Origin of the sequence: Acidovorax temperans (assembly GCF_028596105.1) — a bacterium.
Taxonomy (GTDB): Bacteria; Pseudomonadota; Gammaproteobacteria; order Burkholderiales; family Burkholderiaceae_C; genus Acidovorax; species Acidovorax temperans.
Genome location: NZ_CP117193.1, coordinates 4,091,866 through 4,117,888, shown reverse-complemented (window position 1 = coordinate 4,117,888; position 26,023 = coordinate 4,091,866). Strand labels below are relative to the sequence as shown.

At 66.0% G+C, this 26,023-nt stretch carries 25 protein-coding genes and 3 pseudogenes; 16 read left to right on the top strand and 12 right to left on the bottom strand.

Translation table 11 applies throughout. From position 1 onward, the window contains the following. Positions 1-2 precede the first annotated feature (2 nt). Genes PQV96_RS19335 through PQV96_RS19325 form a run of 3 tightly spaced genes read left to right on the top strand, consistent with a single transcriptional unit; the run spans position 3 to position 2,593 of the window. Positions 3-893 carry an ABC transporter ATP-binding protein gene (locus PQV96_RS19335; RefSeq protein WP_273623916.1) on the top strand — a complete coding sequence of 297 codons (891 nt, stop codon included), beginning with the start codon at positions 3-5 and terminating at the stop codon, positions 891-893. Further along, positions 893-1,870 (top strand): MlaD family protein, encoded by a 978-nt coding sequence (locus PQV96_RS19330; RefSeq protein WP_273623915.1) that lies wholly within the window; start codon positions 893-895, stop codon positions 1,868-1,870. The genes PQV96_RS19335 and PQV96_RS19330 overlap by 1 nt, the downstream gene beginning before the upstream one ends. 45 nt (positions 1,871-1,915) lie before the next feature. Beyond that, positions 1,916-2,593, top strand: a complete 678-nt coding sequence (locus PQV96_RS19325) for an ABC-type transport auxiliary lipoprotein family protein (RefSeq protein WP_273623914.1) — start codon at positions 1,916-1,918, stop codon at positions 2,591-2,593. Positions 2,594-2,629: 36 nt separating this feature from the next. Here PQV96_RS19325 and PQV96_RS19320 read toward each other — a convergent pair. Next, a pseudogene (locus PQV96_RS19320) lies at positions 2,630-2,962 on the bottom strand (DUF1501 domain-containing protein); the annotation flags it as partial. A gap of 523 nt (positions 2,963-3,485) precedes the next feature. After that, on the bottom strand, positions 3,486-4,391 hold the full coding sequence (locus PQV96_RS19315; RefSeq protein WP_207375717.1) for a LysR family transcriptional regulator: 906 nt from the start codon (positions 4,389-4,391) through the stop codon (positions 3,486-3,488). Between PQV96_RS19315 and PQV96_RS19310 the strand changes: the two genes are divergently transcribed. Together PQV96_RS19310 and PQV96_RS19305 are read left to right on the top strand one after the other, a co-directional pair. Further along, complete coding sequence (locus PQV96_RS19310) at positions 4,362-4,592, top strand: hypothetical protein (RefSeq protein WP_207375718.1); 231 nt, start codon at positions 4,362-4,364, stop codon at positions 4,590-4,592. The genes PQV96_RS19315 and PQV96_RS19310 overlap by 30 nt on opposite strands. After that, positions 4,592-5,602, top strand: a complete 1,011-nt coding sequence (locus tag PQV96_RS19305; RefSeq protein ID WP_207375719.1) for a zinc-binding alcohol dehydrogenase family protein — start codon at positions 4,592-4,594, stop codon at positions 5,600-5,602. Before PQV96_RS19310 ends, PQV96_RS19305 begins: the two co-directional genes overlap by 1 nt. Positions 5,603-5,708: 106 nt before the next feature. Here the strand turns inward: PQV96_RS19305 and PQV96_RS19300 are convergent, their stop codons facing one another. Together PQV96_RS19300 and PQV96_RS19295 are read right to left on the bottom strand one after the other, a co-directional pair. Next, positions 5,709-7,154, bottom strand: a complete 1,446-nt coding sequence (locus PQV96_RS19300; RefSeq protein ID WP_273623913.1) for a DUF1501 domain-containing protein — start codon at positions 7,152-7,154, stop codon at positions 5,709-5,711. A 25-nt stretch (positions 7,155-7,179) separates the two neighbouring features. After that, entirely contained in the window at positions 7,180-9,063 is a 1,884-nt protein-coding gene (locus PQV96_RS19295) for a DUF1800 domain-containing protein (protein WP_273623912.1), read from the bottom strand. 337 nt (positions 9,064-9,400) lie between these two features. Between PQV96_RS19295 and PQV96_RS19290 the strand changes: the two genes are divergently transcribed. From PQV96_RS19290 to PQV96_RS19280, 3 genes are all read left to right on the top strand, one after another. Further along, entirely contained in the window at positions 9,401-9,619 is a 219-nt protein-coding gene (locus PQV96_RS19290; RefSeq protein ID WP_044395415.1) for a CsbD family protein, read from the top strand. Positions 9,620-9,691: 72 nt separating this feature from the next. Next, a complete protein-coding gene (locus PQV96_RS19285) occupies positions 9,692-10,273 on the top strand; it encodes a hypothetical protein (RefSeq protein ID WP_273623911.1) in 582 nt (193 codons plus the stop codon). A 168-nt stretch (positions 10,274-10,441) separates the two neighbouring features. Further along, complete coding sequence (locus tag PQV96_RS19280) at positions 10,442-10,948, top strand: hemerythrin domain-containing protein (RefSeq protein WP_066691996.1); 507 nt, start codon at positions 10,442-10,444, stop codon at positions 10,946-10,948. A 196-nt stretch (positions 10,949-11,144) separates the two neighbouring features. On the opposite strand, the gene PQV96_RS19275 is transcribed toward PQV96_RS19280, so the two are convergent. Both PQV96_RS19275 and creD read right to left on the bottom strand, forming a co-directional pair. Then, a complete protein-coding gene (locus PQV96_RS19275; RefSeq protein ID WP_273623910.1) occupies positions 11,145-11,399 on the bottom strand; it encodes a hypothetical protein in 255 nt (84 codons plus the stop codon). Next, positions 11,396-12,904 carry a cell envelope integrity protein CreD gene (creD, locus tag PQV96_RS19270; RefSeq protein WP_273623909.1) on the bottom strand — a complete coding sequence of 503 codons (1,509 nt, stop codon included), beginning with the start codon at positions 12,902-12,904 and terminating at the stop codon, positions 11,396-11,398. The genes PQV96_RS19275 and creD overlap by 4 nt, the downstream gene beginning before the upstream one ends. 228 nt (positions 12,905-13,132) lie before the next feature. Here creD and PQV96_RS19265 point away from each other — a divergent pair, with 228 nt between their 5' ends. Next, positions 13,133-13,282: a hypothetical protein gene (locus PQV96_RS19265; protein ID WP_273623908.1), complete on the top strand. Its 150-nt coding sequence runs from the start codon at positions 13,133-13,135 to the stop codon at positions 13,280-13,282. Between the two features lie 34 nt (positions 13,283-13,316). On the opposite strand, the gene creC is transcribed toward PQV96_RS19265, so the two are convergent. From creC to PQV96_RS19250, 3 genes are all read right to left on the bottom strand, one after another. Further along, positions 13,317-14,762, bottom strand: a complete 1,446-nt coding sequence (creC, locus tag PQV96_RS19260) for a two-component system sensor histidine kinase CreC (RefSeq protein WP_273623907.1) — start codon at positions 14,760-14,762, stop codon at positions 13,317-13,319. A 72-nt stretch (positions 14,763-14,834) separates the two neighbouring features. Next, positions 14,835-15,536 (bottom strand): winged helix-turn-helix domain-containing protein, encoded by a 702-nt coding sequence (locus tag PQV96_RS19255; protein ID WP_273623906.1) that lies wholly within the window; start codon positions 15,534-15,536, stop codon positions 14,835-14,837. A gap of 6 nt (positions 15,537-15,542) precedes the next feature. Beyond that, entirely contained in the window at positions 15,543-16,178 is a 636-nt protein-coding gene (locus PQV96_RS19250) for a MarC family protein (protein ID WP_142085426.1), read from the bottom strand. Positions 16,179-16,346: 168 nt separating this feature from the next. Between PQV96_RS19250 and PQV96_RS19245 the strand changes: the two genes are divergently transcribed. The 3 genes and pseudogenes from PQV96_RS19245 to PQV96_RS19235 all read left to right on the top strand — a co-directional run. Then, on the top strand, positions 16,347-17,036 hold the full coding sequence (locus tag PQV96_RS19245) for a dienelactone hydrolase family protein (RefSeq protein WP_273623905.1): 690 nt from the start codon (positions 16,347-16,349) through the stop codon (positions 17,034-17,036). Between the two features lie 135 nt (positions 17,037-17,171). Next, positions 17,172-17,471: pseudogene (locus PQV96_RS19240) on the top strand (amidohydrolase); the annotation flags it as partial. Positions 17,472-17,835: 364 nt separating this feature from the next. Further along, positions 17,836-18,435 (top strand): annotated as a pseudogene (locus PQV96_RS19235) (amidohydrolase family protein); the annotation flags it as partial. Between the two features lie 22 nt (positions 18,436-18,457). Here the strand turns inward: PQV96_RS19235 and PQV96_RS19230 are convergent. The 3 genes from PQV96_RS19230 to hemB all read right to left on the bottom strand — a co-directional run bounded on the left by PQV96_RS19230 (position 18,458) and on the right by hemB (position 22,838). Beyond that, complete coding sequence (locus tag PQV96_RS19230) at positions 18,458-20,059, bottom strand: methyl-accepting chemotaxis protein (RefSeq protein WP_207373627.1); 1,602 nt, start codon at positions 20,057-20,059, stop codon at positions 18,458-18,460. Between the two features lie 573 nt (positions 20,060-20,632). After that, entirely contained in the window at positions 20,633-21,760 is a 1,128-nt protein-coding gene (locus tag PQV96_RS19225) for a magnesium transporter CorA family protein (protein WP_207373648.1), read from the bottom strand. Between the two features lie 70 nt (positions 21,761-21,830). Continuing rightward, on the bottom strand, positions 21,831-22,838 hold the full coding sequence (hemB, locus tag PQV96_RS19220) for a porphobilinogen synthase (protein WP_207373628.1): 1,008 nt from the start codon (positions 22,836-22,838) through the stop codon (positions 21,831-21,833). 322 nt (positions 22,839-23,160) lie between these two features. Between hemB and PQV96_RS19215 the strand changes: the two genes are divergently transcribed. From PQV96_RS19215 to PQV96_RS19200, 4 genes are all read left to right on the top strand, one after another. Beyond that, positions 23,161-23,592, top strand: a complete 432-nt coding sequence (locus PQV96_RS19215; RefSeq protein WP_142085430.1) for a CopD family protein — start codon at positions 23,161-23,163, stop codon at positions 23,590-23,592. 21 nt (positions 23,593-23,613) lie between these two features. Further along, positions 23,614-24,711, top strand: a complete 1,098-nt coding sequence (locus PQV96_RS19210; RefSeq protein ID WP_207373629.1) for a VanZ family protein — start codon at positions 23,614-23,616, stop codon at positions 24,709-24,711. Between the two features lie 9 nt (positions 24,712-24,720). Further along, positions 24,721-25,080, top strand: coding sequence for a (2Fe-2S) ferredoxin domain-containing protein (locus PQV96_RS19205; protein ID WP_044397477.1), 360 nt, complete (start codon positions 24,721-24,723; stop codon positions 25,078-25,080). Positions 25,081-25,266: 186 nt separating this feature from the next. Next, positions 25,267-25,920 carry an alpha/beta hydrolase gene (locus PQV96_RS19200; RefSeq protein ID WP_207373630.1) on the top strand — a complete coding sequence of 218 codons (654 nt, stop codon included), beginning with the start codon at positions 25,267-25,269 and terminating at the stop codon, positions 25,918-25,920. Positions 25,921-26,023 lie beyond the last annotated feature (103 nt).

Below are 26,023 nucleotides of genomic sequence, written 5' to 3'. Positions count from 1 at the left end.
CCATGGCCACCACGCACCCGCCCCTGTTTGCCACCCCCGACGCCATTGCCGTGGCGGCGCACACACCTGTCCACGAACCGCCCATCGTCGAAGCCAAGGGGCTGTGGACGGTGTTTGGCAAAGGCACCGAAGCCTTTGCCGTGCACCAGGACCTGGAGTTCGTCGTTCAGCGCGGCGAAATGCTCTCACTCGTCGGCGGCTCAGGCACCGGCAAAACCGTGCTGCTGCGGCAGATTCTGGGGCTGGCCCAGCCCACGCGCGGTACCGTCACCGTGCTGGGCCGCCCGGCGTCTGAAATGGGGCGCGAAGGCGCTGCCAGCCGCGTGGGCATGCTGTTCCAGCACGGCGCGCTGTTCTCTGCCTTCAACGTGCTTGACAACGTGGCCTTTGCCCTGCGCGAGCAAGGCACCCTGCCTGAAGAGCTGGTGCGCTCCGCCGCCCTGGTCAAGCTGCAGATGGTGGGCCTCAAGCCCGAGCACGCCACCCGCATGCCCGCCGATCTGTCGGGCGGCATGGTCAAGCGCGTGGCCCTGGCCCGCGCGCTCATCATGGACCCACCCCTGCTGCTGCTCGACGAGCCCACGGCGGGGCTGGACCCCAGCAGCTCCGACGACTTCTGTGCCCTGGTGCGCGAGTTGCGCGCTGCCCTGGGGCTCACCGTCATCATGGTCACGCACGACCTGGACACCCTGTTTGCCCTCAGCACCCGCGTGGCGGTGCTGGCCGATAAAAAAGTCATCGTCACCGGCCCACCGCACGAGGTGGCGCATTTCAAGCACCCGTTCATCGAACACTTCTTCATGGGCGAACGCGGCCAGCGCGCCATGGCGCCGTTGCAGCAGCCTGCACCGGCAGCCACGCCAAATGCCGCCGCGCCCTCCAAGGAAACCTGATGGAAAACAAATCACATGCCCTTGCCGCAGGCATCTTTGTCATTGTCGTGACGGCGTTGCTGGCGGGCCTGGCCATCTGGCTCACCCGCGACAACGCCAACTACGACCTGTACGAACTCACCACCCGCGAAGGCGTCAGCGGCCTGCAGCCGCAAGCCACCGTGCGCTACAAAGGCGTGGCCGTGGGCAAGGTGCAGCGCATCGGGTTCGATCCGCAGGTCAGCGGCAACGTGCTCATCCGTATCGCCGTGAACCATGACGCCCCCGTCAGCCCCACCACCTTTGCCACCCTGGGCTACCAGGGCGTCACCGGCCTGGCCCACGTGCTGCTGGACGACGCCGCCCAGCCCTTGCCCCAGTTGCCCCCCGGCCCCAGCGGCCTGCCGCGCCTCACGCTCAAACCCTCGCCCTTTGGCCGCATTGCCGAGCAAGCTCCCAACATCCTGGCCCAGGTCGAAGAAGCCACCCGCCGCATCAACCAGCTGCTGGGCGATGAGAACCAGCAGCGCATCACCCAGGCGCTGGGCAACATCGGCCAGGCGGCGGGCAGCGTCAATACCCTCACCCAGCGGCTCGATGCCACCTTGCAAAACCGGCTGGACCCCGCACTGGCCGCGCTGCCGCCATTGGCCGAGGATGCGCGCCACACGCTGAAATCGCTGCAGCAGGCGGGCACCAGCGTGACGGCCATGGCCAACGACATCCGCACCACCACCCAGCGCCTGAGCGCCGAAGGCGGCGCCATCGACCAGCTCACCCACGGCGCGCAGGTGATGGCGGCAGCGGCCGACAACTTCAGCCGCTCCACGCTGCCCAGCATCAACCGCGCCGCCGACGAAACCGGCCGCGCCGTGCGCCAGATGGGCCTGGCCGCCAGCGCCGTCAGCGACAACCCGCAACTCTTCATCTACGGCAGCGGCCGCCTGCCCCCCGGCCCCGGCGAGCCCGGCTTTGCCCCGCCCCTGGCCCACCCCTGACCGACAAAGGCACGCGCCATGCACACACCCTTCGCACGTTCTGTCATGAATGCTATTGAAAACATAGCTGCTAGCGCTTGCTACAAAAGCGCTGCAGCCACTTTTTGCCTGGTATTGCTGGTGGGCTGCAGCGCCTTGCCAACGCCGCCCAATCGCCCTGTCTCGTACGACTTTGGCCCGGGGCTGACCGGCCTGCCGGCCGCCGACCGCCGCGCCAGCCTGCCGCCCATTGCGCTGGCCGACGTGGAGGCGACGGGCCTGTCAGAAAGCAGCACCGCCGTGCTGTACCGCCTGAACTACGCCGACGCCCAACAGCTGCGCCCCTACACCCTGGCCCGCTGGACCCAGCCGCCCGTGCAACTGGTGCAGCAAGCCCTGCGCGCCCAGCTGGGCCTGCGCCGCCCCGTGCTGCAAGACGCCGATGCCGCCGCCCAGGCGCGCGACACCGCACGCGGCGGCAAACTGCCGGCCGTGCTGCGCATTGAACTGGAAGAATTCAGCCACCTCTTCACCAGCCCTGCCGAAAGCACCGGCCTGCTGCGCCTGCGCGCCACCCTGGTAGACCCCACCCCCGCAGGCGAAACCCTGCTGGGCCAGCGCGTGTTCATCGTGCAAAAGCCCGCGCCTACCCCTGACGCCGCGGGCGGCACCCGCGCCCTGGCGGCTGCTGCGCGGCAGGTGGCGGTGGAGATTGATGAATGGGTGGCGCAGGGCGTGAAGTAAGCGGCGCCCTTTGCCTGCGCTGGGCGCGCCCCGCGTTCAGGCGGCCATGAAGCCCAGGTCGGTGGGGTAGTCTGCCCCGCCAAAGTGGCTCAGGTTGGGCAGCACGCCCGCCAGTTCGGTGTTGCTCACACCAAACCATTTGGCCAAGGTGGCCGCGTACTGGTCTACCGACGTGCTGGGCAGCAGGCGGCCCTGGCCCACGTGCCATTGGTCTGCGGCATCAGCGGTGTTGGTGACACTGACCGGCGGAGCCTTGCCATAGAAGGCCTTGCCTTTGACTGCGCCACCCACCATCAGGTGGTGGCTGCCCCAGCCGTGGTCAGAGCCGTCGCCGTTGGAGGTGAGGGTGCGGCCAAAGTCCGATAGGTCACATGGAGTCAAGTCTTGTCTTTTGCCTGACTCGAGCAAAACCTGGCACCTCTCAACGGCAGATTGAAAGGTGAAGTCCCGCACAGGCCAGCTTGCAGCTATCAAAAACTCCTAGATTGATAGCTGCCAGCGCTTATCCCTCAAGCGCTAGCAGCCCATTTGATTCAACCCCCACCAAGGCCAGCAGGCTCCACCCCCTGCTGGCCTTTGTCTTTGCCGGGCTCGCATCCACGCTGGCCACCAGCACCCAGGCCCACCACACCATTCAAACCCTGGCAGGCACCGCCACAGAGCAGCGCACAGAGCAAACCGCCAGCGGCACCAACCGCCTGCAAAGCCACTGCCACACGCCCCCGGCGCCCAACCCCCGCGCAAGTGCAGTGGTGTGGCAACGACTCATCACCGGGGCGGGGAAGCAACCCTTCTTGCAAACTCAGTTTGCTCTCAAATTGGTAGCTGCTGGCGCATGCTGAAAGAGCGCTGGAGCCACTTTTGATTCAAAGTCTGCGCGGGTTTGCCTGTCTCACTCTTGCGGCAGCCCATCAAACTTCGCCACCAAAAAATCCACCAACGCCCGCACGCGCGCAGGCACGAAGCGGCCGCTGGGTAGCAGGGCTTGCAGGGGGTAGGGCGGGGTGTCCCATTCGGGCAGCAGGCGCACCAGGGGGCTGTGCTGCAGTTCGTGGTGCAGGTAGGGCACGGATTTGTAGATGATGCCGTGGCCTGCGATGGCCCAGTCGCGGGCCAGGGCGGCGTCGTCGGCGGTGCGGTTGCCTTTGACGCGCACTTCGGTCCATTGCCCGTCGCGGCCAAAGCGCCAGGTGCGGGCGGGGCGGCCTGCGATGTGGAAGGCGATGCAGTTGTGCTGCAGCAGGTCTTGCGGGGCGGTGGGCGTGCCGTGGCGCGCCAGGTAGGTGGGGGCGGCCCACAACATGGGGCGGGTGGTGGTAAGGGGGCGGGCGATGAGGCGCGAGTCGGCCAGGGGGCCGTAGCGCAGGGCGACGTCGACTTCGTCGCGGGTCACGTCCAGGGGCGTGTCGCTCACGCTCAGGGCCAGCTCCACACCGGGGTGTGCGGCCAGAAATTCGTCAAACCAGGGCAGCAGCATGTTGCGTGCCAGGTCGGACGGGGCGGCCACGCGCAATGCACCCACCAGGGTGCCGTGGTGGGCGGTGGCCATGCTTTCGCCTTCGGCCAGCAGGTCGAATGCGCGCTGGGCGTAGTCGAGCAGGATCTGCCCCTGGGCGGTGAGGCGCATGGCGCGGGTGGAGCGTTCGAACAGGCGCGAGCCCAGCTGCCCTTCCAGCCGCTTGAGGGCGGCGCTGGCGGCGGCGGGTGTCATGCCCAGGGCACGGGCAGCAGCGCTGAGGGTGCCGGTGCGTGCGGTGTGGATGAGCACATGCAGGTCGGCCAGGTTTTCGATTTTCATAAGCGCTGGATGGATGAGGTTTGGGATGCAAGCGGGCGGCGTTATTTTCAATTCAAATTTGAAATTGAACACATTCAAGGCAACCTTATCAATGGAGGGTTGCTTGTCTACAGTGCCTGCATGGCTTGGGAGGGGCCCAGGCTGATGATGAATATGCAAGCGCCCGGTGCGCGTGCTTGTGATGCAACGAAAGGACTGTGATGAAAGCCGTTGGATACCGTGCAAACTGGCCTGTGGACCATGCCGAGGCGTTGTTGGATGTGGAGCTGCCTGCGCCGGTGCCGGGCGCGCGCGATGTGCTGGTGCGGGTGAAGGCCGTGTCGGTGAACCCGGTGGACACCAAGGTGCGCAAGGGCTCGCAGCCGCCCGAGGGTCAGGTCAAGGTGTTGGGCTGGGATGCCGTGGGCACGGTGGAGGCGGTGGGCGCGCAGGTGTCTCGCTTCAAGGTGGGTGACCGGGTGTACTACGCGGGCTCCATCACCCGCCCTGGGGCCAACAGTGAGTTGCATGCGGTGGACGAGCGTATCGTGGCGCTGGCTCCCCAGTCGCTTTCTGATGAGCAGGCTGCGGCCCTGCCGCTGACCACCATCACGGCCTATGAGTTGCTGTTTGACCGCCTGGGCGTGGCCAAGGGCGGTGCCGCGGGGCAGACGCTGCTGGTGGTGGGCGGCGCAGGCGGGGTGGGCTCCATCCTGATCCAGCTGGCGCGGCAACTGACGCAGCTGCGTGTGGTGGCCACGGCCTCGCGCCCCGAAACGCGGCAGTGGTGCCTGGACCTGGGGGCTCATGTGGTGATTGACCATTCGCGCCCCCTGGCTGCGGAGCTGAAGGCAGCGGGGGTGGAGGGTGTTGAGCTGGTGGCCAGCCTGACGCAGACACTGCAGCACTATCCACAGATCATCGAAGCCTTGAAGCCCCAGGGACGCCTGGGTGTGATTGATGACATGCAGGGGCTGGACGCGATGCCACTCAAGAGCAAGGCCTTGTCGTTGCACTGGGAGCTGATGTTTACCCGCCCCATGTACGAAACCCCCGACATGGCTGAGCAGGGCGCTTTGCTGGCCGAGGTGGCTGCTCTGGTGGATACGGGGCGTATCCGCTCAACCGCAAGTACCAGCTTTGGCACCATCAACGCGCAGAACTTGCGCAAGGCGCATGCGTTGATTGAGTCCGGTAAAGCCCATGGCAAGGTGGTGCTGGCGGGGTTCTGATGCCGCAGGGGCATGTCGCACTGCGGCCACCAGGTTGAAAAAACGCCCGGAGCACTGGCGTGGTCCGGGCGTTCGCATGGCCGATGCGTGCAAGCACGGCGCCGCGTCAGGTGCCCATGAACCCCAGGTCAATGGGGTAGTCAGCCCCGCCAAAGTGGCTCAGGTTGGGCAGCACGCCCGCCAGTTCGGTGTTGCTCACACCAAACCATTTGGCCAAGGTGGCCGCGTACTGGTCTACCGACGTGCTGGGCAGCAGGCGGCCCTGGCCCACGTGCCATTGGTCTGCGGCATCAGCGGTGTTGGTGACACTGACCGGCGGAGCCTTGCCATAGAAGGCCTTGCCTTTGACTGCGCCACCCACCATCAGGTGGTGGCTGCCCCAGCCGTGGTCAGAGCCGTCGCCGTTGGAGCTGAGGGTGCGGCCAAAGTCGGATGCGGTGAACGCGGTCACCTTGTCGGCCACGCCCAGCTCCACTGTGGCGTCATAGAAGGCGCTCATGGCATCGCTGACGCGCTTCATCAGGGTGGGTTGCTGTGAGATGAGGTTGTCATGCAGGTCAAACCCGCCCAGCGACACCATGAACACCTGCCGCTTAGTGCCCAGCGTGCTGCGCGCGCCAATCAGGCGGGCCACCATCTTGAGCTGGTCGGCCAGCGAGTTGTTGGTGGGGAAGGCTGTGGCCAGTGTCACGCCCGCCAGCCCGGCGGTGATTTGCGATTCAGCCGTGACGGCGCGGGTGGTGACGCGGTTGTATTCGTTCTCCAGCACCTGCGGGCTGGTCTGCTGGATGAGCGCGGTGAGCGCCCCGCGCACGGCCGAAGAGCCGTAGACGTTGCCCTTGACGCCGTTGATGGCGATGGCCCCGCCCGTGCTGACCTGGTAGGACAGGGCCGAGTCGCCCGAGAGGAACACCGCGTTGCCGGTGACCGAGATGCAGGTGAACAGCGAGTTGCCGTTGGACGACAAAGCCAGGTCGCCCAGGTTGCCGCCCCAGCCCACGGTGGAACCTTCGGGCGACGACGACTGCCACACCGATTGCTGGTCGTTGTGCGAGAACAGCTTAGGCGGCAAGGGGTACAGCGCGCGGTTGCTGCCGCTGTACTGCACTCGCGTGAGCGGCACCACCAGCGGCCCCACGTTGAGCTGCACGGCCGCCTTGCCCGTGTTGAACAACTGGGCCATGCCCGGCATGGCCGGGTGCAGCGCGTATTGGCGGCCACCGGCCAGGGGCACGGCGGGGGTGAGCACGGTGTTGGCCAGGGCCGCCTTGGCTATAGCAATGCCGCCGCCTGCCTGGCCGGCGCCACCGCGAATGGCTGCGTACCGGTTGTAGCTGTCGTCGTCGTACGTGACAACGGTGTTGGCGTAGTCGTTGCCGCCGTACAGAAACACGCACACCAGGGCCTTGTAATCGGTGGCGGTGAAGGCGGCGGCCTCGCTCATGGCGGCAAGGTTCAGGGCAAAGGGCAGGGCGGTGCCTGCCAGCCCCAGTTGGGTGGAGCGGCGCAGAAAAGCGCGGCGCGTGTGCAGGTCGGGTTGGATCAAGTGCATGGGCCTTCTCGCTGGGGCTGCGCCGTTATTTCTGGATGAGGTACTCGGCCGAAGCCATGACCAGGAGGATGGCCGCAGCAATGCGGTTGAGCTTCACGGCCTCGGTGCTGGCGGCGGTGACGGGCGTGGCCTTGAGGGCATCGGCAATGAGCTTGACGGTGGCGGCCGACAGCTGCCCGGCGCACATCAGCAGGTTGATGCGCGCGACCAGCGCATCGGCGTCGGTCACAATGGCCATCTCGTTGGGGTAGGTGGTCCTGATGTCGTAGCCGTTGTTGGTATTGCTCGCGTTCTGGGGCACGTCAGGGGCGTTGGCGTAAATGCCGTTGCGGATTACGCCCTGCATGTAGTTGAGGTAGCCGCCCACGCTGCTTTCGTTGACCAGCTGAAATTCCGGCGCCACTTGCCGGGCCGCGGCCAGGGCGGTGGACGGCGGCACATAGCCTGGGCGGAAGAAGTTGAACACCGAGGGCGAGCGCAGCGGGCTTTGTGACAGCCGCGTGCCGGGGTTGCTGGTGTCGCCAATCTTCCAGTAGCCGTATTGAGAGGTGGCGCCAAAGGTGCGCGCCCACTGCACCAGCCGCAGCATGGGCTCGCGCAGCTTGCCAAAGCCGGGCTGGGTCAGGCCTGCGGGGCTGCGGGCTTCTTCGTCCATGAGGATGGCCATGACCACCGTCTTCATGTCGCCCCGCACGCCCGCACCGTTGTTGTTGAACGCTGCGGCCACACGCCCCACGTAGGCGCTGGATGGGTTGCTGGTGACCAGCCGCTGGATGAGCTGCTTGCCGATGAAGGGGCCCACGTTGGGGTGGTTGAACAGGGTGTCGAGCGCCGTCTTCAGGGCCGCTGCGCCCGGCGTGTTGGCCGCGATAGTCGTGCCCAGGAAGGTTGCGGGCAGGGTGGAGTGCAGTGACTCCTTGAGCGCCATGGGCAGGCGCGTGAAGTGCGTACTGGGCACCACCCGCGTGCCGCCGGGCACGGTGGTGGGCTGGTTCTGCGACTGGTCGTAGTCGTACCCGGTGAACACGCGCGCCAGGTTGGTCACATCGGCCTGCGTGTAGCTCTCCAGCGGCTTGCCGGTGCCGTCGGTTTTGGGCGTGCCGTCCTGGTTGAGCTCGACGAGGCCAATCGTCATGAGCTGCAATATCTCGCGTGCGTAGTTCTCGTCGGGCTGGCGGCCGGTGGCTGCGTTTTCCTTCTGGTTGCCCCGCGTGTTCAAGTAGTACCCCATGGCGGGGTTGAGCGTCACGTCCTGCAGCACCTGCCGGTAGTTGCCAAACGCATTGGCCACCAGCTGGTCCCAGTAGTGGGCCATGGCGTGGCTGCGCCAGTTCAGGTCCAGCCCGTTCAGCGACACCACGCAGATCTCTGACAGCGCCAGGGCCACGCGTTTGCGCAGCCCGTCGGTCGAGGTCATGAGCTGGCTCCAGATCATGTGGTCGGCCGGGTAGGACTGGTCGTAGAAGTTGCTGGTGTCAGACACCGTGGCGTAGCCCCGCTCGTTGAGCCAGTCCCACCCCCGGGTGCCCAGCGGTGCAGCGAACTGGGCATTGATCCACGCGGCGTAGCCAACGCTGCGCACCGTGGCAATTTCGCTGGGCGAGGCGCTGAACTGGGCCTGCAATAAAAAACGCGCCGCTTCCTGGTCGGAGGCAGCGCTGCTGTACGGGCTGGGGGGTGCGGGTATCGGGGCTGGCAGTGGCGTGGGGTCGCTGGGGTCCGCCGCGCCCGAGCCGCCTCCGCAGGCCGCCAATGCGGTGCTGGCCAACGTGGCTGCCAGGGGGGCCAGCGGTGGGGTGGGTTGCGTGCCGGATGCAGTGCCCACGGCAGCGCTCGCTGCCGTGGGTCCGCTCCCCTCCTCTTCCTTTGCCGCCAGTGCGCGCAAAGGCTCCTCGTGGGTATTTGTCATGTTGTGAGCAACCGTGGAAATGCGCTCGAAAGTGTAAGAAGCACCTTCGTCTTCTCTTGGCGCAATTTGTGAGCAATCGATACGGTCGTTACAGGGTCGCGCCCATTCCCCTGCGCTGCCTGGGCCCCTGTGTTGCAAAGAGGTGCCTCACTGTCGCGCTGCGCCTACAGCCGGGGGGGCGCGTCCTGCACCGCCGTAGGCCAGAGCCGACGGGGCCTGCCTTGCGCGGACTACGCCGGCCACGCGGCTTGTTTTCTACAGTGACTCCATCGCCGCAGCATGTATCTCACGCATTTCGGGTGGGTGGCTGGGGTGAGTTGAACTGAGGATGCGAACCATGAATGAAGACACCATCAAGGGCAACTGGAAGCAATTCAAGGGCAACCTGAAAGAGCAGTGGGGCAAGCTCACTGACGACGACTTCGACGTGATCGACGGCCGCCGCGAACAGCTGCTGGGCAAGCTGCAAGAACGCCAGGGCCTGGCCCGCGAAGCGGCTGAAAAGCAGATCAGCGACTGGCAAGCCCGCCACCCAGCCTTCCGTTTCAACGACTGACCTGTTCAGTCCTTCGGGCGGCGCGTCTGCCGACCTTGTCCACCACACCTATTGCACATTGAGGAGAAGACCATGAAATTCACACGCACACTGATCGCCCTGTCCGCTGCAACGTTGATGGCCACCTCGGCCATGGCCATGGAGCCCGCTGAATACAAGGCAGCCAAGGACCAGATTTCTGCCGACTACAAGGCCAACAAGCAAAAATGTGACGCCCTGCAGGGCAACGCGAAGGATGTCTGCCAGAAGGAAGCCAAGGGCGCTGAAAACGTGGCCAAGGCCGAGCTGGACGCCCGCTACAAGCCCAGCGACAAGGCTGCTTACAAGGCCCGCGTAGCCAAGGCCGATGCCGACTATGAAGTCGCCAAGGAGAAGTGCGACGACCTGAGCGGCAACGCCAAGGACGTGTGCGTGAAGGATGCCAAGGCCGCGCATGTGAGCGCCAAGGAAAACGCCAAGGTGGCCCGCGCCGTTGCCAAGCCCGCCGACAACACTGCAGCCAAGCAGGCTGACGTGGCAGAGGCCCGCAAGGACGCTGCCGCCGAAAAGAACGAAGCCAACTACAAGGCCGCCAAGGAACGCTGCGATGCCCTGAGCGGTGACGTCAAGTCCAAGTGCGTGGACGACGCCAAGCGCGTGCACGGCCAAAACTGAACGCGCCACTGACCGTGGGGCAGGTGGCCGCAGCGGTGCCTGCCCGCCCCAGCCACCGGGGTGAAATGGTTACGGGGGCCTGCCAATGGCAGGCCCCCTGATGTGCGTCAAAACCCCAGCCCGTGTTCTGCCTAAGCTGCCGCCTTTTGTCACCAACGAGGAAGAACAATGGCTGCACTGGAATGGTCTGACGCGCTGGCGCTGGATTTGCCCCTGATGGACGACACCCACCGCGAATTCGTGGATTTGCTGGCCCAGGTGGAGCAGGCCGACGACGCGACCGTGGTGCAACGCTGGCAGGAACTGGTGGACCACACCGAGCACCACTTCGGCCAGGAAGACGCCTGGATGGTGGCCACCCGATTTGCTTCCGGCAACTGCCACACCACGCAGCACAAGGTGGTGCTGCAGGTGATGCGCGAAGGCATCGTGCGGGCCGAGCAGGGCGACCTGCAGCCGATCCGCATCATGACGGGCGAGCTGGCCCAGTGGTTCCCCCAGCATGCGCAGATGATGGACGCCTCGCTGGCCCTGCACCTGCGCCGCGTGGGTTTTGACCCGGCCACCGGCGTGGTGCATGCCCCTGATGCATTGCCCGCCGAACTCATCCAGGGCTGCGGCAGCACCCACAGCTGCGTGGATCACCCCGAAAAAGAGCCCGCCGAGGCCGCCTGAGTTTCTTTGGATGCTATTTAAGGTATAGCTGCTGGCGCTTATTACACAAGCGCTGTAGCCCTAAGAGCGGCTAACAAAACTCAGCGAAACGGTTCTGGCTAGGCGCCGCGTCGCAGGCAGTACGCGTAGTACGACAAGACGCGGCAACGACGCCAGAAGAGTTTTGTTAGCCGCTCTAAAACACCTCTAAACGCTTTCAGCGCCTTAGCGGCAGCAGCATGGCCGCCATCCACCACGACAGATCGCGCAGCGCCCGCCGCAAGGGGGCCGTGGCCGGGCGGCGATAGGCGCTGCGCAGCAAGGCCTGTTTGGCGGTGTTCAGCGCCCGCCGGTCTTGGGCTTGCAGCGCGTGCAGCAGCCGCTGGCGGTGGCGCTCCAGCCGCTGCGCCTCGGTTTCCGTCAGGCCCGCGCTGGCTGGCGTGGGCGGGGCCAGGCTAGCGGCTTCGTTCATGGCGCTTCTTTGGGTGCAGCAGCGGGTATGGCCGGGGGCGTGCTGCGCTGTGCAGGCGTCAGCCCATACCAGTTCACCTTGCGGGTCAGCACCATCACCGCAGTCAGCACCAGGAACAGCGCCACCGAGCCCACGGCCAGCGCCGTTTGCTCCAGTTGCAGCAGCACGTACAGCAGGCCATACAGCAGGCCAATGCCCAGGCCCAGCGGCAGCCCCCGCGCCAGCCCGCCCAGCATGTGGCTGGCGTAGTAGCCCAGCAGCAGCACACAGGCGGTGGCCGCAGCCAGGTACGACCAGCCAAAGGGCAGGTGCTCGGACAAGCTCACCAGCAGCAGGAAAAAGCTGCACAGCGCCGCGCCCACCAGCAGGTACTGCACCGGGTGCACGCGCAGCCTTTTCGTCGCCGCGCCGTCCCAAGACGAAAAAGCGGCCCCCTCGGGGGGCAGCGACCCGCGCAGCGGTGGAGCGTGGGGGCCATTTCCCATCAGCTCAAACAGGCCCACGGCCACAAAGGTCAGGGCGATGAACAGCAGGCCGTATTTGGTGGCGCGGTCTGCCAGGGTGTAGGGGTTCACCGGGTCCACAAAGGCCACGCCAAAGCTGTCGGCGCAGTCGCGCGGTGTGGTGCCTGCGGGGGCGTACTCGGTGGGGGCATCGTCGTAGCTGCCTGCGCAAATGCGGCGGCCGGCCTGCACATCCTGCTGCGCCGTGGTGGCCAGCGATGACAGGCGCCACTGGGCCGTGAAGCCCTCGGGCCCCAAGGTGCGCTCTGATGGCAAAAAGCGCCCGTTGAACGAGGGGTGGGGCCAGCTGCCTGTCATCTTCACATCGGTGTTGCCGCCCAGGGGCACGATGGACAGGCGCTCGGTGCCCACCAGTTCCAGGTCCAGCGCCAGCGTCAGGGGCTCGGCCTGGCCGCGCACGCCTTCGGGCAGCACCGCGTGCAGGCCGCGGCTGTAGGTGGGGTGGAAGGTGCCGGGCTTGAGGGCCAGGGCCTGCTCGCCCAGCGACACCTGCGCCGTGCGAATGCCCCGCGCATCGCCCACGGCCACCATCACGATGGGGGCGCCGCACTGCAGGCGCGAGCCCTTGACCGTGCTGTGCGCCTGCAGGCTGGCCAGCCCCGCCCACTGCGCGGTGAGGTGCGTCTTGAGGTTGAAGGTGTTGACCTTGTGCAGGCCCCGGGCGCGCTCTTCCATGCCCACGCTGGATCGCACGTGCAGCTGCTCGGGCATGGCGGTGAGCAGAAATTCGCGCCGCTGCTCGGTGGTGCGGTGCTCCTCGCCCTTGCCGGTCTCTGCGTCCCAGCTTTCCACGCAGGCGCTGTGGATCATCGGGCCCATCAGCGTTTGCGGGCCGGCCAGGCTGTCGGCCACGCTCTGGGCTGTGAGTGTGCGGTAGCGCTGGCGGTCGCGCACCACGTCTTCAATCTGTGCCAGGCCGATGAGCAGCAGCACGAACACGGCGCCCAGCGCGGCCAGTTTGGTGATCAGTGGGTGTTTCAAAAGACTCCTCCTTGGGTTGAATGTGGAGCGAGTTTTTGGCCCGTGCGTGAGGTGCCCATGAAGTTTGTGAAGCGGGCGTGAAGTGGTGAACGCACGTGGCTCAGCCACGGCAGCACGCGCTGTGTGCAGCGGTGTTGGCCTACCGCCCGCCGTGGCGGTGGCTGACGCCAAACCGTCATACAGCCGCGATAGCCTTCGCTGGCAACCAACCACCGCCAAAGGTGCCCCATGTTTTCCAAACTGTTCGGCTGGACCCATTTGTTTGACGCTCTGCTGGATGACCTGTTCGACGAGCGTCGATGGGGGCTCGATCTGCCCCGGCAAGATTGCCTGGGCACCGAGGAATGCTTGGCCCTGGCCGCGCAAGACGGCGTTTGAGCCCAGCGCCTGAGTGGGCGCGCAGCGGCGGCGCTCAGCGCCCCAGGTTCAGCGTGACGCGCAGGCCCGGCGCCGTGTTGCGCACCTGCATTTGCCCGCCGTGCAGCACCATCACCCGCTGCACAATCGCCAGCCCCAGGCCCGAGCCACTGCGCTCGCCACCCGGCCGCGCAGTGGTGAAGAAGCGCTCGCCCAGGCGCGGCAGCGCGTAGTCGGGCACGCCGGGGCCGGTGTCCTGCACGGCCACCGTGGCCCCGTCCAGCTCCACCCGCACCGTGCCGCCTGCGGGTGCAAAGTCAATTGCGTTGTCCAGCAGGTTGCCAATCGCCAGGGTGATGAGCTCTGCCTCCCACGGCCCGCTGTGGCCCTGGCCGGTGAGCTCTAGCGTCACGCCGCGCTGTGCTGCGCGGCCCTGCGTGTGGGCGATGGCGGCGGCGGCGCAATCGTGCAGGGCCACGGGGGCGTTGCCCTCGGCGTGCTGGCGCTGCTCCAGCTTGCTCAGCTCAAGCAGCCGGTCAATCAGCCGCTGCAGGCGTTCGCTTTGCTGCACCACCTGCGTCGCAAATTCAGCGCGGTCTGCGGCGGGCAAGTCGTCCTGCAGCAACTCGCCCGCGCCGCGAATGGCAGCCACGGGGCTTTTAAGTTCGTGCGTGAGGGCGCGCACGTAGCCTTCGATGTAGTCGCGCCCTTCCAGCCGCACGCGCATGCGGTCCATGGCGCGGGCCAGGTCGCCCAGCTCGCCGGGCACCTGGGGCACGGCCAAGGGCTGGGCAGGCAGGGCACCGTGTTCGCTGTCGGCCGGGCCTTGCACGCTCAGGGCGTAGTCGCGCAGGCGGCGCACGTTCCACACCATCCACAGCGTCACGCCCACACCCACGGCGGCTGACAAGGCCAGCAGCAGCAAGCCGCCCATGAATACCTTGCGCTCGGCCCGGTCGATAAAGCGCTGCACCGTGCGCGTGGGCTTGGCCACCGTCAGCACCCCGGCAATGCGCTCGTCCACGTAGATGGGCGCAGCCACATGCATCACGCCGCTGGTGTCGTCGCCCGCCACCTCGCGGGTGGACCGGGCCCCGTACTCGCCGCGCAGCGTGCGTGCCACGTCGCGCCACTGTGAATAGTCGGCGCCCACCGCCTGGTTTTCTGAATCGAACAGCACGCGGCCCTGGTGGTCCGTCACGTACACGCGAAAGTCGAGCGACTGTTTGGAAAACCCCCAGATGCCCGCATCAATGGGCCGCGTGGCGTAGTGCCGCACCCGCTGGGCAAAGCGGCTTTGGCTGGCGTCACGCGCCAGCTGCCCGCTGGCCAGATCGTCGCTGGCCACCTCGGCCAGCAGGTTGGCCGTGTCCACCATCATGTCTTCCATCACCTCGCGCACGCTGGGCTTGATCTCGGCCATGAACACGCGCAGCACGAAGAACGCGGCAATGCCGTTGATGAGGAAGAAGGCGAACAGCAGGCGGATGCCCAGGCGCATGGGTGTACAGCCATTCAATCAAAAATGATAGCTGCTGGCGCTTGCTGAATAGGCGCTGGCGGCTGATTTGGATTAAACATCAAGGCAGTAGCCCATGCCCCGGTGCGTGCTGATGTACTCGCGCCCGGCATCCACCTCGCGCAGCTTGGCGCGCAGGGTTTTGATGTGCGTGTCCACCGTGCGGTCGGTGCTTTCACTGTCGTCGCCCCAAGCGGCGGCCAGCAGGGCGTCGCGCGCGTGGATGCGGCCTGCGCCGCGCAGCAGGTGCGACAGCAGACGGTATTCGCGGCGCGTGAGCGGCAGGGCCTGGCCGTGCAGGGTGATGCGCTGGCCGGTTTCGTCGTCTACAAAAGGCGTGGCGGCCACGGCGGCGGGCGCAGGCATGGCGGCGCGGCGCAGCAGGGCCTTGATGCGGGCGGCCAGCTCGCGCGGGCTGAAGGGCTTGGCCAGGTAGTCGTCGGCGCCCAGCTCCAGGCCCAGCACGCGGTCCAGCTCCTCGCCCCGGGCGCTGAGCATCAGCACCGGCGTGGCCTGGCGCAGCCGCAGGGCCGCAGCGGCTTGCCCGTGGCGCACGTCGCGCAGCAGGTCCAGTCCATTGCCATCGGGCAGGCCCACGTCCAGCACCAGCAAGTCAAACGGGTGGCGCTGCATTTGCTGGCGTGCGTCCTGCACCAGCAGGCAGTGCGTCACCTGCAGGCCGTCGCGCTCCAGCGCATAGGCCACGGTGCGGGCGATGGCGGGGTCGTCTTCGAGCAGCAGCAGGCGGGTGGACATGGGCGGTCAGCGCGCAATGAGGACCGGGAAAATCTTGCCCAGCCCGTCCGTCATCACCTCCACCGCCAGTGCGGCCAGGATCAGGCCCATCAGCCGCGTCATCACGTTGATGCCGGTCTTGCCCAGCACGCGGGCGATGGGGTCGGCCAGCGAGAAGCACACGGCCGTGGCCAGGGCAATGACCACGCCGTAGCCCACCAGCGCGGCGTGCTGCCAGAAGGTCTGGGCGCGGTCGGCATAAATCACCACGGTGGACATGCTGGCCGGGCCGGTGAGCAGCGGAATGGTGAGCGGCACCACCGCAATGCTGCTGCCTGCGGCGGCTTTTTCGGCGCCTTCTTCGTATTCATTGGTGCTGGGCTTAGCCTCGGCGGGCTGGGCGTTGAGCATGTTCATCGCGCTGATGAGCAGCAGCATGCCGCCGCCCACCTGAAAGCTCTGCAGCGAGATGTTGAAGAACTCCAGAATCTGCAACCCCAGCAGCGCACAGGCCGCAATCACGCAGAACGACGCAAACGCCGCCGTGCGGATGGTGCTGCGCCGCTGCGCCGCCGAAAAGCCCTGCGTGTAGTGGATGAAGAACGGAACGATGGCCAGCGGGTTGACGATGGCCAGCAGGGTGATGAGCGGTTTGAGATCCATCAGCGGTCTCCGAAAACAAAAAAGGATGAAAGCAAAGGGCGGCAGCGCAGGGCGACAGCATGCACCGTGCCAAGGTCGAGCCCGGTGCTGGTGTTTACGCCAAGGCGGCCCATGAAACGCCGTCTGCTGCAAGAATGGCGCATTGGAACAGTTTTCAGGAGCAAACACATGGGTCAATTTGTCGATTTGAAATCTGCCGACGGTTTTGTGCTGCCCGCCTGGGTGGCGGAGCCCGACACCAAGCCCCGGGGCGCGGTGGTGGTGCTGCAAGAGATTTTCGGGGTGAACTCCCACATCCGCGCGGTGGCCGACCGCTTTGCCGCGCGCGGCTACCTGGCCGTGGCGCCCGCCACGTTCCACCGCGTCAAGCCCGGTGTGGAGCTGGGCTACACCGCCGACGACATGCAGGCTGGCATGGAGCTGAAAGCCGCGGTGGAGACACTGCCCGCCCCCGGCGTGATGCCCGACATCCAGGCCGCCATTGACTACGCCGCCCAGCGCAGCGGCCGCAAGGTGGGCATTGTTGGGTTTTGCTGGGGCGGGCTGCTGACATGGCGCGCCGCGTGCACGCTCACCGGCCTGTCGGCGGCCGTGCCTTACTACGGCGGCGGTATGACAACCCCTGAGGAAGCCGCCCGCCAGCCCAAGGTGCCCGTGCTGGCCCACTTTGGTGAGCGCGACCACTGGATTCCGCTGGATAGCGTGCAGGCCTTTGACCGCGCCCAGCCCGGCGTGGAGGTGCATGTGTACCAGGCTGACCACGGCTTCAACTGCGACCAGCGCGGCAGCTACGACGAGGCTGCCGCCCTCACGGCCCGCGACCGTACGCTGGCGTTTTTCGACAAGCACCTGGGCTGAGCGCCCCAGGCATGGCCCGCAGCCTCCGCGCTGCGTGGCTGTGCGCGTCAAAGCACGGTGGGGCATTGCATTCAACCGGGGGGCGCTATGGCCAGCTGCATTGCAAAATTCAAGCCTTTTAGGCCTCTAGCGCTTTTGCAGAAAGCGCTGGCAGCTATTTATTTGATAGCGTTTGCCAGCGCAGCCCAGGCGGCCGACTACACCGGCCCCCTGTTCGACGCCCACCTGCACTACAACGAAGAGGCCTGGAACGGCACGGCAGGCCCCCACCCGCCCGCCGATGTGCTGGCGCGCATGCAGTCCAGCGGGGTGCGGGCCATCGTCGCCAATTCGCGGCCCAATGCGGGCTCGCTGGCGCTGGCGGCCCTGCCGCAGATGCGCGAGGCAGGCATTGGGGTGGTGCCCTTTGTGCGCCTGTACCGCAATCGGGCTGAGGGCCTGTTCACCCTATTTTTGCCAGATGCGTTGCGATCCCCAAGGGCCAGGCGCTAGGCGCCAAGTGCAGCTGGGGCGCCGCCCCAGCGAGACTTGGCAACGCCGCGAATGGCCCTTGGGGGCGCAACCCGAAGGGAACGAGGCCAAAGCCACGCCACTCGTCGTTGCACTCCTAGGCCGCCCCAGCGAGACTTGGCAACGCCGCGAATGGCCCTTGGGGGCGCAACCCGAAGGGAACGAGGCCAAAGCCACGCCACTCGTCGTTGCACTCCTAGCCAAGGCCCCGGCCTTGGCGTCGTCACGCGCCTAGATTGGCGTGGCTTTGGCCTCGTTCGCACTGGCAAAAATAGGGTGAACAGGCCCTTACACCGGCTGGCCCCGCGACGAATCCATTTACGACATGGTGCTGGCCGAACTGGAGCGCGGCACCGCAGCGGGCCCGTACCGCGGCATTGGCGAATTCCACCTGTACGACAGTGCCGACGCCAACGGCCCCGTGGCCCGCAAGCTGATGCAACTGGCCGAGCAGCGCCGCCTGGTGGTGCTGGCGCATGTGGACGATGTGGCGATTGACCTGCTGATGGCGCACACCGCCAGCCAGGGCCAGTCGGTGCGCCTCATCTGGGCCCACACGGGCATTGGCGGCGTGCCGGTTGCGCGGGTCGATGCGCTGCTGGCCCGCTACCCCGGCCTGGTGGGCGAGCTGTCGTACCGCCCCGGACTGGTGTGCGATGGTGGGCAACTGTGCCCCGAGTGGCGCGACCTGCTGCTCAAGCACCCCACCCGTTTTGTGATTGGCTCAGACACCTGGGGCAACCAGCGCTGGCAACACTACGAGGCGCAGATGCGGGACTACCGCACCTGGCTGGGTGGCTTGCCTGCCAATGTGGCCCAGCGCGTGGCCTGGGGCAATGCAGCGGCGTTGCTGGGGGTGTCTGTCGTCAGCCCAGACCGCAAGAACTGAGTGCAGCGGCCGCAGCGTCCGCTCAGGCTGCTGCAAGCCGTGGCTGATCGTGCCCCATCGCAGGGCGGTGCAGCGGCGCTGCGGTGTCAGCCACCTTGAAGGTGGACGCAGCTTGCGCCAGCCGATAGGCCTGCTCCCGCAGGCTTTGCGCGGCAGCGGCAGACTCTTCCACCAGCGCGGCGTTTTGCTGGGTGGCCTGGTCGAGCTGGGCGATGGCGTCGTTCACCAGGGCAATGCCGTCAGATTGCTCGCGGGCGCTGGCGGCGATGTGCGCTATCACCTCCGTCACCCTTTGCACCGAACTCACGATGTTCTGCATGGCGGCCCCGGCGTTGTGCACAAGCTGCGTGCCTTGGCCCACCTTCTCCACGCTGCTGGAGATCAGACCCTTGATTTCCTTGGCCGCCTCGGCGCTGCGTTGGGCCAAGCTGCGCACTTCGCCAGCCACCACGGCAAAGCCACGGCCCTGTTCACCGGCGCGGGCGGCTTCCACGGCAGCGTTCAGCGCCAGGATATTGGTCTGGAAGGCGATGCCATCGATAGTGCCGATGATGTCCGCAATGCGGCGCGAGCTGGTGTGGATGTCTTCCATCGTCTCCACCACCTGGGCCACGATGCTGCCACCTTGCGATGCCACTTCAGCCGCAGAGGAAGCCAGCGTGCTGGCGGTGCGGGCGGCCTCTGCCGACTGTTGCACGGTGGCGGTGAACTGCTCCATGGACGACGCTGTCTGCTGCAGGTTGGCGGCCGTGTGTTCGGTGCGCGACGACAAGTCTTGCGTGCCCCCGGCAATCTGGTCGCTGGCGCTGGCAATCTGGTCGCCCGCACTGCGGATCTGTCCGATCACCGAGGCCAGCGAGTGCTGCATGTCTGCCAGGGCGCGCAGCAACTGACCGGCTTCGTCGCTGCGGGTGCTGACCACCTCGGTGGTCAGGTCGCCATGGGCAATGGTGTCGGCTACAGCCACTGAATCGCTCAGCGGCAGGGTGATGCTGCGCGTGATGGTGACGGCCAGCACCATGCCCAAGCCAATGGTAATGGCGCCCAACGCGATCAGCCAGTAGCGGGCCTTGTCGTTCGCGGCCTTGATGGGCGCGGCAGATTCGTCCAGTGCCTTGCGCTGCATTTCCATCAGCGCTTCCACGCGGGTCATGTACTGCTTGGCTGAAGGCACGAAGCGCGATTCCAGCAGTGCATCGGCCTGTTCACTGTGCCCGTCGCGGCGCAGGCGGATCACTTCGTCGCGGGCTTCGGTGTAGTTGCGGCGCAGCGCGCTGATGTCGCTGAACAGAGCGCGCTCTGCGTCGGTCTGCATCAAGCCTTCGACCTTTTTCTGAATGTCGGTGGTGGTGCTGGCCGAGAGCTTCTGCTCTTCTGCAAAATAGGTCGACAAGGACGCATCGCTGCTTTTGGCAATGGCCGTGGTGCGGCGTACGGCCGTGTGGATCAGGCGGTACCAGTCGCTGATGAGGCGTTCCTTGGCCAGCGGTTGTTCGATCACGGCTTGGGTGGACACGGAGGCGGTGTGCAATTGCCACACTCCCAGCAAGGTGCCCAGCAGCGACAGGGCCAACAGCAAGCCAAAGCCCAGGCAGAGGCGTTTTCCAATGGCGATTTGATTCATGAGGAGGGATTGATTGAAGTGCGCGGTCGAGATTACCCAGCCCCCGGGGTGCGGCTTGACGAGCGTCAAACGTTGTTGCGTTTGTTAACCTTTTGGCACAACGCTGACAATACGGGACGCGTTTGTGTGGGTTGCTGCCACACAAAATTCGGACACCGTGCGGGTAATGCATCGCGTGCCAAATCGCTGGGATTTGTGATCTGGCGGCGGCCCAGCGCTCTCACATGCTGCGCTGGTGAGGGCGGGAGAGCGGCGAGTTGATTTCCACAGCGGGCAGCTGCCTTGCGTGCCGCGTGAGGTGTGGTTGCGCTGGTTCTGTGGTCGCAAAACGGTCGTGGCTTGCGCGTCACAGGTTCCAGCCTGGAGTGTCGATCTACATCGACGCATATGTGTGTCTGTGGCGTCGGGGCTTTACAGGCGAGGGCTTCTAATGGCGCACTTCTTCGGGGGACGCGCTGAAGCTTGCCCGGAGGGCCCTGCAGCCCAAGCAGGACCAGGAGCGGCGAACAATACTCCTCTGGCGTCGTTGTTACGCCTGTCGTACGACTTGCACGCCGCTCTTCGAACAGACGCTTATTGCCGGGTGCGCGAGAGGTATTGCTTGCGCCAGAACAGCGCCACCAACGCCACAGCGATGGCCAGCATGGACGCCACCGCCCACCAGAAGCCATCGGCCTTATGGATGAGCGGAACGAACTCGAAATTCATGCCGAAGATGCCCGCGATCAGGTTCAGTGGCAGGAAGACGGCGGTGAGCGCCGTGAGGGTGCGCATGATGTCGTTGGTGCGATTGCTTTGCACCGAGAAATGCATCTGCACCGCCGTTTCGGTGCTTTGCTCCAGCCGGCGCACGTGGTGCACCACGCGTTCGATGTGCTCCAGCACGTCGCGGCTGCGCACCTTCAGCAGGTCCAGCTCCCGCGCACCGGCGGGTGTATCGGGCGGGGCCCAGGTTTCCAGCGTGTCGATCCAGTCCTGAATGGCACTGCGCTGGTCTTCGCAGATTTCGTCCAGGTTGTGCAGCGCCATGCGGGCATCGAGCAGCGAACTCCAGTTCACAAACCGGGCGCGCGGCTTGAGCAGCTCGGTCTGCCAGTGGTCGAGCTGCCGGGTCAGGTCCCGCCGCAAGTCCAGGTAGCCGTCCACCATGGTGTTCACCAGCCGCAGCATCAGGTCGGCCGGGCTGGCAGGCAAGCGCGCGCCCGGCGTGGGCATGCGGCCTTCGCGCGGGTCTGCGGGCGCAGCGGCCAGCAGCCGCGCCGCATAGGCTTCCCGCACGGCGCAGTCGGCCGGGTGCACGGTCAGCAGCACTTGGTCCAGCAGCGCAAAGCCAACGGGGTTGGTGTCGATGCGGCGCAGCACCAGCGGGCCAGACCGCTTGGCCGGGTGGGCGGCGTCGGTGGGCGATGGCTCGTCAGGGGGGGCTGCGTGCGGGGTGGTGGCCAGGCGCCTGAACACCAGCAGGTCGTACTGCGAGGTGTAGTCGTAGCGCGAGGGCAGCTGTGCGTTGAGCAGGTCCGACACATGCAGATCCACCAGCTGCATGCCGGCGAGCTGTTGCAAGGCGGCCTGCAGGGTGGGCAGCTGTTCCTGGAAGGCGGCACGCGCGCAGGCCAGCCACAGAAAGCCGCTGGCGGGCGGCGCCTCGGGAAGCTCCGACAGTTCGGCCACCCCCGTGGGCTGGATGTGGAAGATGCGCAGCGGCCGTGCGCCCGCTGCGCTGCTGGGTGAAACGGGCGGTTGCCGCTGTTCCTGCTTCACAGAACTGCTATTACTTTTGTAGCAATCGCGCCACGTCGCGGGCAAAGTAGGTCAGCACGCCATCAGCGCCCGCGCGCTTGAAGGCCAGCAGGCTTTCCATCATCACGGCGTCGTGATCCAGCCAGCCGTTGGCGGCGGCGGCCTTGATCATGGCGTACTCGCCGCTGACCTGGTAGGCAAAGGTGGGCACGCGGAATTCGTCCTTCACGCGGCGCACGATGTCCAGGTACGGCATGCCGGGTTTGACCATCACCATGTCCGCACCTTCGGCGATGTCGAGGGCCACTTCGCGCAGGGCTTCGTCGCTGTTGCCGGGGTCCATCTGGTACACGTTCTTGTCAGCCTTGCCCAGGGCGCCACGGGTTCCCACCGCGTCGCGGAAGGGGCCGTAGAAGGCACTGGCGTACTTGGCGCTGTAGGCCATGATGCGGGTGTGGATGTGGCCTTGCACTTCCAGCGCCTCGCGGATGGCGCCAATGCGGCCGTCCATCATGTCGCTGGGGGCCACGATGTCCACGCCCGCTTCAGCATGCGTCAGGGCCTGGGCGGTGAGGATTTCCACCGTCTGGTCATTGATGATGTAGCCGGTCTCGTCCAGCACGCCATCCTGGCCGTGGCTGGTGTAGGGGTCCAGCGCCACATCGGTCATCACGCCCAGGTCGGGGAATTCTTTCTTCAGGGCCCGCACCACGCGCGGAATCAGGCCATCGGGGTTGCGCGCTTCCTGGCCGTCGGGCGTCTTGAGCGCGGGGTCAATGGCCGGGAACAGCGCCATCAGCGGAATACCTAGCTTCACGCAGTCTTCTGCCACGGGCAGCAGCAAGTCCAGGCTCAGGCGCTCCACGCCGGGCATGGAGCTCACGGCTTCGCTGCGCTGCGTTCCCTCATGCACAAACACGGGGTAGATCAGGTCGTTGACCGACACCGCATGCTCACGCACCAGGCGGCGCGTGAAGGCGTCACGGCGCAGGCGGCGGGGGCGGTTCTGGGGGAAGGGGGCAGAAGTAGGGAGGTGCATGGCGAAAATTGTGCCCTATCTGCCGGGCAAGGGCCTGATCTGCATCTGCAAGCGCGGAATAGGCACGCAGAAAGCCCCTTGGATTGGAGCAACTAATTGCGAGGGCTTGTAACTTTCTGTACTTAATGCTAAATTTGATTCCGGGCAGCCCTCTGCCTCCCGCTTTTTCCTCCCTGAGCGGGGCTCACTGGATGCTCCACGCATTCAGGGGCTTCTCAGCCCGGCCTTTGTGCCGGGCTTTTTTTTGCCCCGGCGGCTTTGAAAAGAGGGGCAAAACGCCACCCTGCCGCCGGGCGGCGGGCGGGGCGCTTAAACTGCCCGCATGCTCTGGGTAAAAGCCTTTCACATCGTCTTCGTGGCCAGCTGGTTTGCCGGTCTGTTCTATCTGCCACGCATCTTTGTCAATTTAGCCATGGTGGCACCCGATTCGGGGGCAGAGCGTGAGCGCTTGCTCCTGATGGCGCGCAAGCTGCTGCGGTTCACCACCATTCTGGCGGTGCCCGCCTTGGCGCTGGGGCTGTGGCTGTGGCTGGGGTATGGCATTGGCCTGCAAGGCCCGGGCAATGGGTGGATGCACGCCAAACTCACCATCGTTTTGCTGGTTGTGGGCTACCACCACGCCTGCGGCGTGCTGCTGCGCAAGCTGGCCAACGGCCAAAGCCAGCGCAGCCATGTGTGGTTTCGCTGGTTCAACGAAGCGCCTGTGGTGCTGCTGCTGATTGCGGTGGTGCTGGTGGTCGTCAAACCCTTCTGACAGGGACGGAGGCCTGCGCCGTTGCACAAGACCTCAGCCTGGCCTTTGGCGGCTATTTATGCCGTTTTGATCGTTTTTGCCAGTCTGTTCCCTTTTTCAGGCTGGCGCGCCCAGGGGCTGGAGCCCTGGATGTTTCTGGCGGCGCCGCTGCCTCCGCCTTATTGGACGGGCTTTGACGTCACGTCCAACCTGATCGGATACGCCCCTCTGGGCTTCTTGCTGGCCCTGGCCTTGCTGCGCACGGGCTGGACGCGCGGCGCCGTGTGCTGGGCCGCGCTGGCGGGTTCGCTGCTGTCGCTGGCCATGGAGTTCCTACAGATCTACCTGCCGCGGCGTGTCCCTTCCAATCTCGATCTGGTGCTGAATGCTGCGGGCACATGGCTGGGCGCCTTGCTGGCGGCGCTGTTGGAGCGCTGGGGGGCCATCGACCGTTGGAGTCTGTTCCGGGGCCGCTGGTTTGTGCCGGATGCGCGCGGGGCGCTGGTGCTGATGGCCTTGTGGCCTGCTGCGTTGTTGTTCCCCGCTGCCGTGCCGTTTGGCCTTGGGCAGGTGCTGGAGCGGCTGGAGGCGGCGATTGAGCAGGCGCTGGAAGACACTCCCTTCATTGACTGGATGCCCATGCGGGAAACCGTGCTGGAGCCGCTGTCGCCCGGCGGTGAAGCGCTGTGCGTGATGCTGGGCTTGCTGGTGCCCAGCCTGCTGGGCTATTGCGTCATCCGCCATGTGGGGCGGCGGGCGGTGTTTGCCACGGGGGTGCTGGTGATCGGGGTGGCGGTGACGGCACTGTCTGCGGCGCTGAGCTGGGGCCCCGCGCACGCCTGGGGCTGGCTGGACGAGCCCGTGCGCGTGGGTGTGTGGGCGGCCGCGGGCATGGCGGTGCTGTTGCTCATGCTGCCGCGCCGGGCCAGCGCGGCCGTGCTGCTGGTGGCACTGGTGTGGCACCTGGCCTTGCTGAACCAGGCGCCCACCAGTGTCTATTTTGCGCAGACCCTGATGCAATGGGAGCAGGGGCGCTTCATCCGTTTTTATGGCCTGGGCCAGTGGCTGGGCTGGCTCTGGCCTTATGTGGCGCTGCTGTATGTGCTGGTGCGCGTCTCGCGCAAAGACGCCCATCCCTAAAATACCCCCATGAGCGAACCCACCCAACCCACTTCCGCCGCGCCGGGCTATTACCAGCGCCACATCTTCTTCTGCCTGAACGAGCGCACCAATGGCGAAGACAGCTGTGCCCACCACAACGCCCAGGCTGGGTTTGACCACTGCAAGGCGCAGGTGAAAGCCGCTGGTCTGGCGGGCACCGGCAAAGTGCGTGTGAACAAGGCGGGTTGCCTGGACCGCTGCGCCGCGGGCCCCGTGGCTGTGGTCTACCCTGAAGGCACCTGGTACACCTTTGTGGACACCAGCGACATCGACGAGATCGTGGAGTCGCACCTGAAAAACGGTCAGGTGGTGGAGCGCCTGCTGGTGCCGCCTGAGCTGGGTCGGTGATTGGTTTTTTGATAAAAATGGGCTCTTCTAGCGAATGCTAGTGATGCACTCGATAAATGTCGTACGTCGAAATCGTCGTTTACAGACGTGCGGCGATTTCCATCACTACTATTCGCTAGAAGAGCCTAAAAATGGCCTCTGGCGCTTGATGAATAAGCGCGAGCAGCTATTAAAAACATAGCAAACGTGAATTCACAGACAGAACGACTGACGCTGCAAGGCCCTGCCGGTGCCATTGAAGTGACCCGCGACGCAGCCAGCGTGCCCGACGGCGGCGCACCTCGGGGAGTGGCGGTGATTGCCCACCCCCACCCCCTGTTCGGCGGCACCATGGACAACAAGGTGGTGCAAACCTTGGCCCGTGCCTTTGTGCAATGCGGCTGGACGGCGGTGCGCTTCAACTTTCGCGGCGTGGGCGCCACCCAGGGCGTGCACGATGAAGGCCGGGGCGAGCTGCAAGACCTGCTGGCCGTGGTGGAGCAGGTGGCCCCTGCGGGTGACGGCGCGCAACCGCTGGCGCTGGCGGGCTTCTCGTTTGGCGCATTCGTCACCAGCCACGCGCTGGCCACACTGTGGCCCCAGCGGCACATCGACCGCGCCGTGCTGGTGGGCACGGCCGCCAGCCGCTTCACGGTGGCGCCCGTGCCGCCCGAAGCCCATCTGCGCACGCTGGTGGTGCATGGCGAGCAAGACGACACCGTGGCCTTGTCCGCGGTGATGGACTGGGCGCGCCCCCAGACACTCCCTGTGACAGTCGTGCCCGGAGGCGGGCATTTCTTTCACGGACAATTGCCGCTGCTGAAAAATCTTGTGGTCAGGCACCTGCAGTCGGCCCTCTGAAAAGAGATCGGCCGCGCTGGCGGAACCTCTGTGCGCCGGCTGACTCTGCCCAAAGCCTTTTGCAGCAGCGCGTGCTGCTGCATCGATCCTACTTCTCCATCCT

Excerpts from the sequence above, each read along its gene's own strand:
- PQV96_RS19205 (WP_044397477.1), top strand. The coding sequence starts at position 24,721 with ATGAGCGAACCCACCCAACCCACTTCCGCCGCGCCGGGCTATTACCAG.
- PQV96_RS19280 (WP_066691996.1), top strand. The coding sequence starts at position 10,442 with ATGGCTGCACTGGAATGGTCTGACGCGCTGGCGCTGGATTTGCCCCTG.
- PQV96_RS19330 (WP_273623915.1), top strand. The coding sequence starts at position 893 with ATGGAAAACAAATCACATGCCCTTGCCGCAGGCATCTTTGTCATTGTC.
- PQV96_RS19275 (WP_273623910.1), bottom strand. The coding sequence starts at position 11,399 with ATGAACGAAGCCGCTAGCCTGGCCCCGCCCACGCCAGCCAGCGCGGGC.
- hemB (WP_207373628.1), bottom strand. The coding sequence starts at position 22,838 with ATGCACCTCCCTACTTCTGCCCCCTTCCCCCAGAACCGCCCCCGCCGC.
- PQV96_RS19325 (WP_273623914.1), top strand. The coding sequence starts at position 1,916 with ATGAATGCTATTGAAAACATAGCTGCTAGCGCTTGCTACAAAAGCGCT.
- PQV96_RS19290 (WP_044395415.1), top strand. The coding sequence starts at position 9,401 with ATGAATGAAGACACCATCAAGGGCAACTGGAAGCAATTCAAGGGCAAC.
- PQV96_RS19315 (WP_207375717.1), bottom strand. The coding sequence starts at position 4,391 with ATGAAAATCGAAAACCTGGCCGACCTGCATGTGCTCATCCACACCGCA.
- PQV96_RS19265 (WP_273623908.1), top strand. The coding sequence starts at position 13,133 with ATGTTTTCCAAACTGTTCGGCTGGACCCATTTGTTTGACGCTCTGCTG.
- PQV96_RS19300 (WP_273623913.1), bottom strand. The coding sequence starts at position 7,154 with ATGCACTTGATCCAACCCGACCTGCACACGCGCCGCGCTTTTCTGCGC.
- PQV96_RS19230 (WP_207373627.1), bottom strand. The coding sequence starts at position 20,059 with ATGAATCAAATCGCCATTGGAAAACGCCTCTGCCTGGGCTTTGGCTTG.
- creC (WP_273623907.1), bottom strand. The coding sequence starts at position 14,762 with ATGCGCCTGGGCATCCGCCTGCTGTTCGCCTTCTTCCTCATCAACGGC.
- PQV96_RS19310 (WP_207375718.1), top strand. The coding sequence starts at position 4,362 with ATGCAGGTCGGCCAGGTTTTCGATTTTCATAAGCGCTGGATGGATGAG.
- PQV96_RS19250 (WP_142085426.1), bottom strand. The coding sequence starts at position 16,178 with ATGGATCTCAAACCGCTCATCACCCTGCTGGCCATCGTCAACCCGCTG.
- PQV96_RS19305 (WP_207375719.1), top strand. The coding sequence starts at position 4,592 with ATGAAAGCCGTTGGATACCGTGCAAACTGGCCTGTGGACCATGCCGAG.
- PQV96_RS19285 (WP_273623911.1), top strand. The coding sequence starts at position 9,692 with ATGAAATTCACACGCACACTGATCGCCCTGTCCGCTGCAACGTTGATG.
- PQV96_RS19255 (WP_273623906.1), bottom strand. The coding sequence starts at position 15,536 with ATGTCCACCCGCCTGCTGCTGCTCGAAGACGACCCCGCCATCGCCCGC.
- PQV96_RS19295 (WP_273623912.1), bottom strand. The coding sequence starts at position 9,063 with ATGACAAATACCCACGAGGAGCCTTTGCGCGCACTGGCGGCAAAGGAA.
- PQV96_RS19215 (WP_142085430.1), top strand. The coding sequence starts at position 23,161 with ATGCTCTGGGTAAAAGCCTTTCACATCGTCTTCGTGGCCAGCTGGTTT.
- PQV96_RS19245 (WP_273623905.1), top strand. The coding sequence starts at position 16,347 with ATGGGTCAATTTGTCGATTTGAAATCTGCCGACGGTTTTGTGCTGCCC.
- PQV96_RS19335 (WP_273623916.1), top strand. The coding sequence starts at position 3 with ATGGCCACCACGCACCCGCCCCTGTTTGCCACCCCCGACGCCATTGCC.